The sequence below is a fragment of the Vibrio sp. 1-Bac 57 genome (genome assembly GCF_037546855.1).
Lineage (GTDB): Bacteria > Pseudomonadota > Gammaproteobacteria > Enterobacterales > Psychromonadaceae > Psychromonas.
Genome location: NZ_JALAAC010000056.1, coordinates 1 through 13,852 on the forward strand (window position 1 = coordinate 1; position 13,852 = coordinate 13,852).

Sequence of the window (13,852 nt, forward strand, 5' to 3'; positions counted from 1 at the left end):
TACTTATATAAATATAAGAAACTAACAATTTATTATTCTGAAATAACTGCGATTGAACAAGTTCATTCGCTTCGTTATTCATTGAAAGATAAATCTTTCAATGTAAATGAATTATTTCGTGTGTCACCATTATTGATGTTGCCTAACAAGTAGGACTTTGATTTTTTGAAATCACATCAACAACAAGTGCTCACACAGATTGTTTGATTAAATTGTTAAAGAGCGCGCCTTGCAGCTAGGCGGCGTATATTACGCGCCTTTCGAACATTGTCAACGTTTTAATTTAACTTAATTTCGAAGCAAACTTCGAAGCGTTAATACGTTAAAAACTATTCTCAAACTCGCTGGGTAACTTGCGCCACACCCCGTGTCTGTGGGGTCGCATTATAGGGATTGAGATCACATTGGCAAGTGTTTTATTGCGATTTATTGCAATTAATTTTTATACCTACTTTGAACACAAGTTATCCACAATTTTGATTTTGTTATCCACACTTTTGTGTCGTATAGTGGCCTTTTATTATGTCGATCAAGAAGGTTTATTATGTTTCCTACACTACGTCCTTATAAGAATATCTATCCTACAATTGGTAATGCTGTTTATATTGACCCATTTTCTTCCATAATCGGTGATGTTCACTTGGCAGATGACGTGAATATCTGGCCGATGTGTGTTTTACGTGGTGATGTTAATTCTATCTATGTGGGTGCTCGTACTAATATTCAGGACGGCTCCATTCTGCATGTGGCTAGAAAAGGTGAAGCAACCGTTGATGGTTACTCCCTGAATATTGGTGAAGACGTCACGGTTGGCCATAAAGCAATGTTACATGCTTGTACTATAGGCGATCGTGTTTTAATTGGTATGGGTGCGATTGTATTAGATGGTGCTCATATTGAAAATGAAGTGATCCTTGCAGCAGGCTCCTTAGTGCCCCCCAATAAAGTGTTAGCTTCTGGTTTTTTATATGTAGGTTCTCCTGCAAAAGCAGCACGTGCTTTAACTGAAGCTGAATTTGCTTTTTTAAAACGCTCTGCCAGTCATTACGTTAATTTAAAAAATGAGTATCTTGAAGAAACTTCTGCATAACCGCCATCAGCAGCAATAAATACTTCGTTATCTATTAAATAGCAGTACAGCGGCTTTTAAGAATAAGCTATGTACTGCTCATCTAACTACCTATTCGTCTAATCATCTATTTATCTACTCTTTTCAACTATCTATTCTTTTTAACTGCATGTTTGAATTCTATAGCAGAATTTATAAGGCTCCAGATTAAGATCAGTCATTAATACCAATCAGTGCATAACAACTGGGATTAATAGTAAATAAACTTTTCTAACTTGTTCCCCCTTTTACAACAACCCCAATCAGCGAACATACAACGCTCATCAATTAAAGTACGTTCAAACCGTCCCCATTAGATTAAATAAATCTCACCGTTTACGTTAAACAATTTTTTATCTCCCTCTAAATGAATACTTAAATTGATACCCAGACAATGAGGCTATACCTTTTGTCCCGTTAGAAGATCAATAGGTTCTGACTTCTTTCTTTAAAAACTATTCATAAAAGGAAATACAATGAAAAATATAAACGTTGATTATGTGCAAAATCCAAGCATGCCGCCTTTGTTAGCCAAACTCCCTTTTTGGCCAGTCCATGTTAGGCAAGATATTGATAAACAATGTTGGAGTAAAACCTGTATCAGTGAGCAGATAAACCTAACTGAATGGCAGTCTTATTTAGATGACCTACCAAAGGACCCTTATGTTGAAACACGTTGGAAAAGTATGTCTTGGCTTTATTTCAATGAAAGCAGCGAGCTTAAAGTATTAGATAATTGTCCGATGGCACAAGGGGGGGCTTATAACGATGCCGATACAATGGCGAATAAATTACGGCATTATCCCGCACTCGATAAAAATTTCTTAGCGCGTGATGATGTACAAGAATTTGTTAAGGCTTGGGCGGGACTTTGGCGTATTGCTCCAAACGAGCCGATCCTTATGCAAATCACAGGTGTTAAAGGAAAGCAGTCATTAGATCCTTTACAAGGTCAAGGCATTCATCAAGATGGTAGTAAGTTCTTAAGTATTCTTGTACTTAATAGAGATAACGTGACGGGAGGAGTTAATACTATTTATAAAGATAAAGCAGGTGAGCAGGTCATTTCAAAAACGACATTAGCCCCTGGTGAAATACTACATATTCAAGATGATGAAGTTTTTCACCATATCTCTTCTGTACAAGCACTTGATCAACAACATTCCTTTGAGCGCTTCATTATTATCATAAATGCACGTTTTAACGATACTTTTCAAAATCGTATTTTACGTCAACATTTTGCGGATGCAGTGCTTGATAATGGTTAATACCCATCACACTAATTAACTGAACTTGTTTAATAGAATTGGTACAAGTGCTTTAGCGTCTTTCATTTAACATGCAACTTCAGCCAACATTGGATATACGAGGCATTGTTAAAAAGGGACGAAAATTCACGGAATAGATCAATGAATAGCTAGTTTGGTAGGATTTCGGACAGGTGGCAGTTAATCACAACTTATATATAAATAATAAGTAATTACTCAGCACCCATTAAAACTGAGTGCTTTTTACCAAAATAAAAACGTAAATGCTCAGGGCTAAGCTATTTATGCTTAGTTCAAGGCGAAAAAGCGCAGTTTAGTGGTTTAAATGAGCATTTTTCAACGAAGAAATAGGCTTAAATAGCGACGGCCTGAGTAGTTACAATAATAAGGTGTGTTTCATTACTTAGATTCAAATAATCGAAACACACCTTTATTTACAGGATTTGCAGAGTCTTAATTTTAGTTTTTGCTCATTTCTTTGTGTAGTAACATACTAGTTTTATAGTTTAACTCGAGCGCTTTTTCACTATTGGCATGTTCACTGACAAACATAGCACAATCTTTTAGGACTTTTTCTGGCATAGTCGCTTTGCTTTCTGGACTAAAGCCTAGTTTCATAAAGAAATCTGGCATACGCGTTAATACAAATAAACGTTTAATCGCTAAGTTTTCTGATTTTTTCACTAATAGCTCAACCAACGCACTACCTTGGCCACGGCCTTCATAACCAGGTTCGATTCCTATTGAACGAATTTCAGCTAAACCTGTGTCATAAATGTGGACAGATCCACAACCTGCTACTATTCCGTCTAGTTCAGTGACAACAAACTCATCAATTGATTTTGCTAAATCTGATTTATCACGTGGTAAGTTTTCACCTTTCTCGGCCCAGTAATTAACCATTGATTCAATACGGTCTATATCTTCAACATTTGCTGTTCTAATAACAATGCCTGACTTGCCACGTTTAGATAAACGTTGCTCAGCTTCTGTTAATGCAAATTCCACTTGATGCGGTGCAACGCCACCTAATGCGGTACGCGCAGCTAAAGTTGCTTCTAATGTTAAGGTTGGATAAACATCATCTTCAATCACACTAGAGAATTGCTTAAACTCTGCAACGGTTAAGTCTTCTAATGGTACGCCTTTTTCGATCGCTGCGACCACGGCAACACCTACGATATGGTGTGCTTCACGGAAAGGGATCCCTTTGGCAACTAAATAGTCGGCCAATTCTGTTGCATTTGAGTAACCACCCTGTGCAGCTTCTTTAGTACGTTCTTCATTGACTTTAAGGTTTGTTAACGCCATTGCACCCATTTCTAAGCAGTCACCCCATGTATCTAATGCGTCAAATAGACCTTCTTTGTCTTCTTGCATATCTTTGTTATACGCAAGTGGTAACGCTTTTAATGTCATTAACATACCGGCTAATGAACCAAATACACGTCCAGACTTACCACGAATCAATTCCATTGCATCTGGATTTTTCTTTTGTGGCATTAATGACGAACCTGATGTCACTTGATCTGACATTTCAATAAAACCAGACTCACCACTATTATAGAAAATTAAATCTTCAGCCATACGTGATAGATGTACCATTGATAATGTTGCACAACTCATCAATTCAACAACGTGGTCACGGTCTGACACTGAATCTAAACTATTGCGTGTTGCGCGTTTAAAACCTAGCGAATGTGCTAATGCTGTTCTATCCATCGGATAACCAGTACCGGCTAATGCACCACTGCCTAATGGGCAAGTATCCATGCGATCAATACAATCTTCTAAACGGCTATGGTCACGCTCTAACATTTCTAAATAAGCTAAACACCAATGTGAAAATGTCACTGGCTGAGCACGTTGTAGATGCGTATAACCTGGTAAGACAACAGATTGATGAATACGCGCTAATTCAATCAACTTAGCTTCTAATGTATTAAGGTGAACAATTAACTCTTGTGCGGTTTTTTTACACCATAATTTCAAATCTGTAGCAACTTGGTCATTTCGGCTACGACCTGTGTGTAATTTTTTACCTAAATCACCGACTTTATTGATTAATTGCCCTTCAACCCAAGAATGGATATCTTCGGCGTCAGATTGTAATACTTGCTCTGGGTTGGCTTGTACTGAAACTAGCAATTCATTTAAGCTTTTATCAATACTAATTTGTTCATCAGAAGTTAATACATTTACCGCTAACAACGCTTTTGACCATGCTATTGAGCCAATAATATCCTGTTCAGCTAAACGGTAGTCAAACTTCAAGGAATCATTAAATAATTTAAATTTTACGTCTGCCGCTTGGCTAAAACGTCCGCCCCATAGTGCCATTTGTTACTCCATTCTGACTTGGCAATCATGCCAAATCCATTTGTTAAGGGATTACTATTAATTTCACTTCTATTTATAAACGCACTGGTTTTTAAAAACGCTTATAAATAGAAATTCCTGCCCTCGATAACCGAGGGCAGGAATTTTATAACATATTTTGTTTATTTGTTACTGTTTAGCTTACGAATGCGGCTAGACAGTGAATATAAACGGATGAAACCTTCAGCATGTTTTTGGTCATAAACGTTATCATCACCAAATGTAGCAAACTCTTCAGAGTAAAGACTATTTGGAGAACGTTTCTTAACTGCTGTTGCTTGTCCTTTATATAGACGTACAACTACTTCACCGTTTGCATCTTTTGCTAGTGACTCAGACGCCGCTAATAAAGAACCACAAAGTGGTGTAAACCAACGACCGTCATACACTAAGTGAGCAAATTCTTGGCCCACTTGATCACGCCAGCGACGAGAAGGTTTGTCGTGTACTAATTCATCAATACCACGAAGTGCAGTCACCATCACTGTACCTCCTGGCGTTTCATAACAACCACGAGACTTCATACCTACTGTACGGTTTTCAGTGATATCGATACGGCCCACACCATGTGCTGCGGCTTTTTCATTCAATACCATTAACGCATCGTAAGGAGACAAAGCAACACCATCTACTTCAGTAACACGTGCATTTTCAACTTTTAACGTTACGTATTCTGGTTCATTTGGTGCATCAAGCGGATCAACCGTTAATGTCCAAACACCTTTACTTGGTTCGTTGTATGGGTCTTCTAGCTCGCCACCTTCGTGCGAAATGTGCCATGCATTTGCATCACGGCTGTAGATTTTTGTTGCTGAAGCCGTTGTTTCAATATTACGCTCAGCAAGGTAATCCAATAGGTCTTCACGAGAAACCATATCCCATTCACGCCAAGGTGCAATAACACGTAGCTCTGGTGCTAATGCAGCAAAACAACTTTCAAAACGAATTTGGTCATTACCTTTACCAGTACAACCATGACAAACGGCATCTGCACCTACTTTTAATGCAACTTCAACCTGAGCTTTTGCAATGATTGGACGAGCCATAGAAGTACCTAATAAATAAGTACCTTCATACACTGCGCCAGATGCAATTGTTGGGTAGATGTAGTCTTTAACAAATTCTTCTTTCAAGTCAACGATGTGACATTCAGAAGCACCTGAAGCAATTGCTTTTTCGTGCAAACCAACTAATTCTTCTGCTCCTTGGCCTACATCGGCACAAAACGCTACGATTTCACAATCATCATAAGTTTCTTTTAACCATGGAATGATTGCTGATGTATCTAGACCGCCTGAATAAGCGAGAACAACTTTTTTAACTTTACTCATTGATTATTTCCTTTCGTCTACATCTATTTATTTATTAATTAAGGTAAGCATAATAGCGTTTTGTATGTGCATTCTATTTTCAGCTTGATCAAAAATCAATGAAGCTGGACCATCCATTACATCTGAGGTGATATCTAAACCACGATGCGCTGGTTGGCAATGTAAAATATGCTTAATACCGGTTTGGTCAAGTAAGTCTTGATTAATTTGGTACGGCATAAATTTAGCTTTAATTTGTTCTAACGGTGTATCGTCGCCCATTGATAACCAAGTGTCACCATAAACAACATCATAACCTTTAATATCATCAATATTATTGGTTACAGTAATTTTTGCACCCGTTTGTTTTGCAATTTCTTCTGCTTTTTTCATGATTTGCGCATCAGGACTATGACCCAGTGGGCAAACAGCCGTTACCGTTGCACCTAAAATAGCGCCGGCAATAAATAATGAATGCGTTACATTGTTACCATCGCCGATATAAGCGAGTTTAACTTTTGTTAAATCATCATAGTTTTGTGCAATGGTTAAGAAGTCCGCCATGCCTTGACACGGATGGTACAAGTCACACAGTGAATTAATCACTGGCACACTTGCATACTCCTGCATTTCAAGCAGTGTGTTGTGATCAAATACACGCGCGACAATGCAATCTGCCCAACGCGAAATATTAGCAGCAAAATCTTTCACATCTTCGCGGCTACCCATTGCGCCATTCGTTTGATCTAAATAAACGGCATGGCCGCCTAATTTGTTAACACCAATATCAAAAGTAACACGTGTACGTAGTGATTGCTTTTCAAATAAAGTAACAACGCTTTTACCGGCTAATGCCTGCGCATATTTACTTGGATTGGCTTTTAAATCTTTACCCAATGCAATCAAGTCTAATGCTTGTTGTTGAGTCATTTCCATGCCGGTTAATAAATTTTCCATTGTCACTCTCTACTTATTCTTTATTTAATTACTTTGGTTCCCACTGCTTTACCTGCAAGCAATGACACTAAATTCTCTGGATTTTTCCAACTTGCTAACATTACATAACCTAATTCATCGGCGGCTTGTAATGCAGCTTTTACTTTGACAGCCATTCCATCTTGAATCACATTTTCAGCAATAAGTGTATCAGCTAGTTGTGTATTTAACTCAGGAATAACCTGTTTCTGTGCGTCCCATACTCCATCCACATCGGATAAAAATACAAGTTCAGCGCCCACCAGCTCACAAATAGCAATCGCAGCTTGGTCTGCATTAACATTATAAAGATTACCATCCTCACCTATCGCGATCGATGAGATAACTGGTAAGAAACCATTACCTAGCAAGCTATTAATAAGTTTTGGATTATTAGGGCTACATACTCCCACTGCACCTAGATCTGGGTCCATCTGCTTCACCGAGCAGCTAAAGCCATCAGCTAATGATAATCCAACCGCCGACAACCCTGCTTGTAATGCTTTTGCCATCAATAATTTATTTGATGTACCTGCAAGTGCACCTGCAACATATGGAATTTGATCAAATGGTGTAATACGTAAACCATTTTTCTTTTCACTTTTTATGTTCATTTTATTAAGTACATCTTCCACAATCACACCACCACCATGCACTAACAATAATGGACGTTGTTGTATTGCCAAATATTCTGTCAGCGCGGTAAATAAATTAGACAATGCTTGATTGTTTTCTAGTACTGCTCCGCCTAACTTAATAAGTAGCGGTTTTTGTTGTGATTGTGTCATTGAGGATCCGTTTTATAAAATAGAAGTCGTCATATCAAAACCAAAACGTAAATTAATGCATTGCATCGCCTGTGATGAAGCACCTTTAAGTAAGTTATCAATAGCACTAAATACGACTAAATCTTCGCCATCAAGCGCCCAACCTAAATCACAAAAAGGCGTACCGACTACATTTTTAAGCGCAGGAAAAGACCCTTCCATTAAACGCACAATCGGTTTATCTGCATAAGCAGTTTGATAAGCTTGATCTATTTGTTGTTTAGTCACACCTTCATTCACAACCACATTGATACTCGCTAAAATACCACGTTTAAAACTACCTAAATGTGGCGTGAAGACTACGTTTGTACCCAAGTGTTGATCAATTTCTGGTTTATGACGATGTGTGAATACACCGTAAGGCTGTAAACTCACTTCACAAAAACTACTGGCTACATTGGCTTTACGGCCTGCACCACTAACACCACTAGTAGCATTAATCGTTGGTTTGATACCTGATTTAATTAATCCCGCTTCAAACAATGGCTTTAATGCGGTTAATGATGCAGTTGTATAACATCCCGGAACAGCGATTAAGTCAGTCTTTTTCACTTGCTCAGCATTCCACTCAGCCAAACCATAAACGGCTTGTGCTAATAACTCAGGGTATTGATGCGTAAAACCATAATACTTTTCATAAAATCCAGCCGATTGCACACGGAATGCACCAGATAAATCAAATATCACAGTATTTTCAGCTAAAAATAATGGCGCTAAGTCATGGCTGACTTCATGTGCTGTTGCCAAAATAACGATGTCTATATTTTCACAAGCGGCTTTAATGCCACTCACACCGAGAGGTTGTAGTGGTAAATCTACGCAACCGCGTAAATTGCCGTATAAATCGGAGATTTTTTTACCCTTATCTAAGCTACCTTCAGAAACATATAACCCAGATAATTCGATACTTGGGTGGCGCGTTAAAAACGTCGCTAATTCTGCTCCCGTGTAACCACTAGCTCCCACTACAATCGCTTTTAACATAAAAAAATTCCTGATTAATTACTGACTTAATATGTGATAAATAAACTCGAGTAACAGTATAAAGGTAGAGTCACTTGATATAAAGCTATACTCTAAATCAAAGTGACTATTTATTCAATAAATGTGAATAAATATTTAAAAGGTGTTAAATTGCTTTTTGCTTGTAATAATTTGCTTATTTCGGCTTCTAAAAATCATTCAAAAATAAAATGTAAGCAATTGAATATAAATATATTTATTTTTTAAAACTTTGTATCTAAAAGTCATTTTCAGTTGATTATTGGCGTGCTACAGCTAATCGAGCCTGTGTTTTACAGCTCGAATAAAATGATAAAGTTGCTTGCGTTGGATAAAAGATAAAAAGTAAGCCAATTAGTTATTTTTTTATGAGCATAAAAATAGCTTTAATATTACGCACATTCAGGCATAAAATAAAAATGCTTAAATATTTAGAGCCACCACAGAATAATGTAAAAAATTGTAGCAAACACAGAATATACCAAAGTAGGTCTATTCATTAATAAACATCATCTTTATAACTCGTTGTATTAATAGTGTGATCTTGTATCAATAAAATAAGTGATTTTCCTATTAATAAATCATTTATTTTAGCCACAACAGTGGAACAGTGAGTTAATACAATGAGCTTAAGCTCAATATTAAGGAACAGTATGTCATTACCAGCTTTCATCGACTTATATAAAGGCCTTATCAAACTACCTTCCATTAGTTCCACAGATAGTGCATGGGACCAAAGTAACGTTGCCGTGATCAATCAACTTGCAGAATGGTTAACTGACCTCGGCTTTAGTACCGAGATCACTGAAGTAAAAGCAGCACCAGGCAAGTTTAACTTAGTAGCAACACTGGGTTCAGGTGACGGTGGCTTATTGCTTGCTGGCCATACCGATACCGTGCCTTATGATGAAGGTAAGTGGCAGACGGATCCATTCCAAGTGGTAGAAAAAGACAACCGTTTATATGGTTTAGGTACTATCGATATGAAAGGTTTTTTTGCTTTTGTTATAGAAGCATTAAAAACAATCGACCGTGAAAAACTCACTAAACCGCTACGTATTTTAGCGACTGCAGATGAAGAAACTACCATGTCTGGTGCTCAACAGATCTCCGAGCAAAAACATTTTAAACCTGATTATGCTGTGATTGGTGAGCCGACAGGCATGGTACCGGTGACTATGCATAAGGGGCATATGTCTGAAGGGATCCGTATTACCGGTAAAAGCGGCCACAGCTCAGATCCGGATAAAGGCTTGAATGCGATTGAAGTAATGCATTTAGTATTGTCTGAACTTAAGAAAGTGCAGCAAACTTTCAAAGAAAAATATAACAATCCACACTTTGAAGTGCCTTACCCGACACTCAACTTTGGTGCGATCACTGGTGGTGATAGCCCTAACCGTATTTGTGGTTGCTGTGAGTTACATATTGATATGCGCCCTATTCCTGGTGTCACCACTAATGAATTATTTATTACGGTGAAAGAGGCATTAACCGAAATTGAAAAACGCTATCCAAATTGTATAGAAATGTTCCATTTGCATGAGCCGATCCCCTCTTATCAGTGCCCACTGCATTCAGATTTGATCGATAATGCGGAAATTTATACTGGTAACAAAGCCACCAGCGCTAATTACTGTACTGAAGCACCATTTATTCAAGCATTAGGCTGCGATACCATCGTCCTCGGCCCAGGTCATATTACTCAAGCACACCAACCGAATGAATTTTTAGATCTCTCCTTTGTAAAGCCAACACAAGAGGTAATAACAAAACTTATTCATCACTATTGTTCATAAAATATAAGGCGTAATTTTCTCGTAATTAAATTACGAAAAAATCATTTTCAAGAAAATAAATATATAACGCAAGCGAAGCTAGATTGACTAGCCTCTTCATTGTGGTATTTTATTTAGTTCTACGACAAGAAATTGTAATTTTATTACAGGAATAGGGAAGTACGATGACAGAAGAATATGCAAACCTGCGAGGCAATGTTAGTTTATTAGGTCAATTACTTGGAAAAAGTATTAGCGACCACCTTGGTGAGTCATTCCTTGAAAAAATTGAAAACATTCGTCAGCTTTCTAAATCATCTCGCGCAGGTAATAACCAAGATGGCGAGCGTTTGATTGAAGTGTTATCAAACTTAAGTGACCATGAATTATTACCAGTAGCACGAGCATTCACGCACTTTTTAAATCTAGCGAATATCGCAGAACAATTCCATGGTATTTCTCGCCATTGTGATACTGGTGTTTGTGCACCTGATCCGCTACAGCAATTAATCTCAAAATTAAAAAACAGCGATATCTCAGAAGAAGAGATGCAAAAAACAGTTGCTGAATTAAAAATGGATATGGTGCTAACAGCACACCCAACGGAAATAACACGTCGTACTTTGATCCACAAACACAGTGCTATTAACCAATGTTTAAGTCTTTTAGAACTCACTGATATCTCAGATAAAGAACGCGACCAGTTGTTAATACGTCTTGAGCAGTTAATTACACAAGCTTGGCATACCAATGATATTCGTAAAAACCGCCCAACACCTGTAGATGAAGCAAAATGGGGCTTTGCGGTTATTGAAAACAGCCTATGGGAAGCTGTTCCTCAATATGTGCGTGAACTAGACAAAACCTTACAGGACGGTTTAGGTATCTCTTTACCACTTGACGCTTCGCCAATTAAATTTACTTCATGGATGGGTGGAGACCGAGATGGTAATCCATTTGTAACGGCCGAAGTTACCAAAGAAGTATTAATTACTAGCCGTTGGGTCGCTGTAAGTTTGTACCTTGAAGATATTCAGGAACTAACTAAAGAGTTATCAATGGATAACTGTGACCCAGCTTTACGCGCTATTGTGGGTGAAGGTGTTGATGAACCTTACCGTGCAATCCTACGTAAATTACGTACCGAATTAAAAGAAACATTAACGGCATTAAGCGCAACCTTGCAAGGCCATGAAAGCAATGCAAAAGATATCATCATCACAACTAAGCAGCTTAAACAGCCATTAGAGTTATGTTACAACTCTCTGATCAATATGGGCATGGCTTCTATTGCGAACGGTTTGTTATTAGATATTTTACGCCGTGTAAACTGTTTTGGTGTCAACCTGGTTAAATTAGATATCCGTCAAGATGGTGAACGCCATGGAGATACTTTATCTGAATTAACACGTTACCTAGGTATTGGCGATTACAACGCTTGGAATGAAGAAGATAAACAAGCCTTCTTATTACAAGAGCTAAATAGTAAACGCCCGCTTATTCCTTCTGCTTGGAAGCCTTCCGCTGACGTTCAAGAAGTATTAGATACTTGTAGAGTCGTTGCAGCAACTGACCCTGAAGCCTTAGGCATTTATATTATTTCAATGGCTCGCCAAGCTTCTGATGTGCTAGCAGTGCAATTGCTACTAAAAGAAGTAGGTTGTCCATTCCGTATTCCTGTTGCTCCATTATTTGAAACATTAGACGATTTGAATAATGCAGCCGACGTTATGAAACGCTTATATGCAGTTGACTGGTACCGTGGTTATATTAACGGTGAGCAACATGTCATGATTGGTTATTCTGATTCAGCGAAAGATGCAGGCGTAATGGCGGCTAACTGGGCGCAATACACCTCGCAAGAAGCATTGATTAAAATCAGTGAGCAAAATGATATTCAATTAGTATTGTTCCACGGCCGTGGCGGCACAATTGGTCGTGGCGGTGCACCAGCACAACAAGCATTATTGTCACAACCTCCAGGTTCTTTAAAAGGTGGATTACGTGTAACAGAGCAAGGCGAGATGATCCGCTTTAAGTTTGGCTTACCAAAAGTAGCGGTACACAGTTTGAACCTTTATACCGCCGCTATTTTAGAAGCTAACTTGCTGCCACCACCAGCACCAAAACAAGAATGGCGAGATGTAATGCAACAATTTGCAGAGCAGTCATGTGAAGAGTATCGCCACTTTGTACGTGATGAGCCTGACTTTGTGCCTTATTTCCGCAGCGTGACACCAGAGTTAGAGTTAGGAAAATTAGCTTTGGGTAGCCGCCCCGCTAAGCGTAAGCCTAACGGTGGCGTTGAAAGTTTACGTGCAATTCCATGGATTTTTGCTTGGAGTCAAAACCGTTTGATGTTGCCAGCATGGTTAGGCGCAGGTACATCACTTAAAACATTACTCGATGAAGGTAAAAAAGACCTATTACAAGAAATGTATGTTAACTGGCCTTTCTTCCATACTCGTTTAGAAATGTTTGAAATGGTATTCATGAAAGCTGATGAAGAGTTAACTAAGTTTTATGAAGAACGTTTAGTACCAAAAGAGTTATGGCCTTTAGGTGAACGCCTACGTGAGAACCTGAAATTAACTCGCGAAACGGTTTTAGAAACCATTCCAGATCACCAGTTAATGCAAGAACAACCTTGGATAAAAGAGTCAATCAAACTACGTAACCCGTATGTTGATCCACTAAATATGCTGCAAGCTGAGTTATTGTCTCGTTCACGTTCGTGTGAGAAAAATGAAACGATTAACCCAGATATTGACCAAGCGTTAATGGTTACTATTGCAGGTATCGCGGCTGGTTTACGTAATACAGGTTAATCACTAGGCTTACATAGCAACTGGTCATAGTAGCCAGTAACTAGTAATATTTACCCCTCTTTATTATTGTATTTATACAATCAATAAAGAGGGGTTCATTACCCTCAACGCTGATCATATCGCTCTAATATTCATTTTAAGTCCCGCACCCTTATATTTAAACAACACCTTCAAACATTAATAAATTCAAACGACACCTAGCTATATCGGTATATTTTTTCATATAGTTCAAATAACCATCACACTGTCCAATTATTGAAACTCCTTATTTGTTACACATTTTATTGAGCTAAACCATGTTAATATCCTACAAATACTAATGGTTAGATAGCTTTCTGTGTGTAATAAAAACGCAATATTAAAGCAATCTAGTTTAC

At 38.1% G+C, this 13,852-nt stretch carries 9 protein-coding genes; 4 read left to right on the forward strand and 5 right to left on the reverse strand.

The annotated features are described in order from the left end of the window. Window positions 1-544: 544 nt before the first annotated feature. On the forward strand, window positions 545-1,090 hold the full coding sequence (locus tag MT391_RS19730) for a gamma carbonic anhydrase family protein (protein ID WP_166373311.1): 546 nt from the start codon (window positions 545-547) through the stop codon (window positions 1,088-1,090). A 494-nt stretch (window positions 1,091-1,584) separates the two neighbouring features. Then, window positions 1,585-2,376, forward strand: a complete 792-nt coding sequence (locus MT391_RS19735) for a 2OG-Fe dioxygenase family protein (RefSeq protein ID WP_499499741.1) — start codon at window positions 1,585-1,587, stop codon at window positions 2,374-2,376. A gap of 459 nt (window positions 2,377-2,835) precedes the next feature. On the opposite strand, the gene argH is transcribed toward MT391_RS19735, so the two are convergent. The 5 genes from argH to argC all read right to left on the reverse strand — a co-directional run bounded on the left by argH (window position 2,836) and on the right by argC (window position 8,851). Then, complete coding sequence (gene argH / locus MT391_RS19740) at window positions 2,836-4,716, reverse strand: argininosuccinate lyase (RefSeq protein ID WP_166373307.1); 1,881 nt, start codon at window positions 4,714-4,716, stop codon at window positions 2,836-2,838. Between the two features lie 161 nt (window positions 4,717-4,877). Further along, the gene (locus MT391_RS19745; protein WP_166373305.1) at window positions 4,878-6,086 is read right to left on the reverse strand and encodes an argininosuccinate synthase; all 1,209 of its coding nucleotides are present in this window, start codon (window positions 6,084-6,086) and stop codon (window positions 4,878-4,880) included. Between the two features lie 27 nt (window positions 6,087-6,113). Next, window positions 6,114-7,022 (reverse strand): ornithine carbamoyltransferase, encoded by a 909-nt coding sequence (locus tag MT391_RS19750; RefSeq protein ID WP_166373303.1) that lies wholly within the window; start codon window positions 7,020-7,022, stop codon window positions 6,114-6,116. A 20-nt stretch (window positions 7,023-7,042) separates the two neighbouring features. After that, window positions 7,043-7,828, reverse strand: coding sequence for an acetylglutamate kinase (gene argB / locus MT391_RS19755; protein WP_166373301.1), 786 nt, complete (start codon window positions 7,826-7,828; stop codon window positions 7,043-7,045). A gap of 12 nt (window positions 7,829-7,840) precedes the next feature. Next, a complete protein-coding gene (gene argC / locus MT391_RS19760) occupies window positions 7,841-8,851 on the reverse strand; it encodes an N-acetyl-gamma-glutamyl-phosphate reductase (RefSeq protein WP_499499743.1) in 1,011 nt (336 codons plus the stop codon). Window positions 8,852-9,522: 671 nt separating this feature from the next. Here argC and argE point away from each other — a divergent pair. Then, entirely contained in the window at window positions 9,523-10,668 is a 1,146-nt protein-coding gene (gene argE / locus MT391_RS19765) for an acetylornithine deacetylase (protein WP_166373297.1), read from the forward strand. Window positions 10,669-10,832: 164 nt separating this feature from the next. Continuing rightward, window positions 10,833-13,475 carry a phosphoenolpyruvate carboxylase gene (ppc, locus tag MT391_RS19770; protein WP_166373295.1) on the forward strand — a complete coding sequence of 881 codons (2,643 nt, stop codon included), beginning with the start codon at window positions 10,833-10,835 and terminating at the stop codon, window positions 13,473-13,475. Window positions 13,476-13,852 lie beyond the last annotated feature (377 nt).

Coding starts and splice junctions, on each gene's coding strand:
- MT391_RS19735 (WP_499499741.1), top strand. CDS start 1,585: ATGAAAAATATAAACGTTGATTATGTGCAAAATCCAAGCATGCCGCCT.
- ppc (WP_166373295.1), top strand. CDS start 10,833: ATGACAGAAGAATATGCAAACCTGCGAGGCAATGTTAGTTTATTAGGT.
- argC (WP_499499743.1), bottom strand. CDS start 8,851: ATGTTAAAAGCGATTGTAGTGGGAGCTAGTGGTTACACGGGAGCAGAA.
- MT391_RS19730 (WP_166373311.1), top strand. CDS start 545: ATGTTTCCTACACTACGTCCTTATAAGAATATCTATCCTACAATTGGT.
- argB (WP_166373301.1), bottom strand. CDS start 7,828: ATGACACAATCACAACAAAAACCGCTACTTATTAAGTTAGGCGGAGCA.
- MT391_RS19745 (WP_166373305.1), bottom strand. CDS start 6,086: ATGAGTAAAGTTAAAAAAGTTGTTCTCGCTTATTCAGGCGGTCTAGAT.
- MT391_RS19750 (WP_166373303.1), bottom strand. CDS start 7,022: ATGGAAAATTTATTAACCGGCATGGAAATGACTCAACAACAAGCATTA.
- argE (WP_166373297.1), top strand. CDS start 9,523: ATGTCATTACCAGCTTTCATCGACTTATATAAAGGCCTTATCAAACTA.
- argH (WP_166373307.1), bottom strand. CDS start 4,716: ATGGCACTATGGGGCGGACGTTTTAGCCAAGCGGCAGACGTAAAATTT.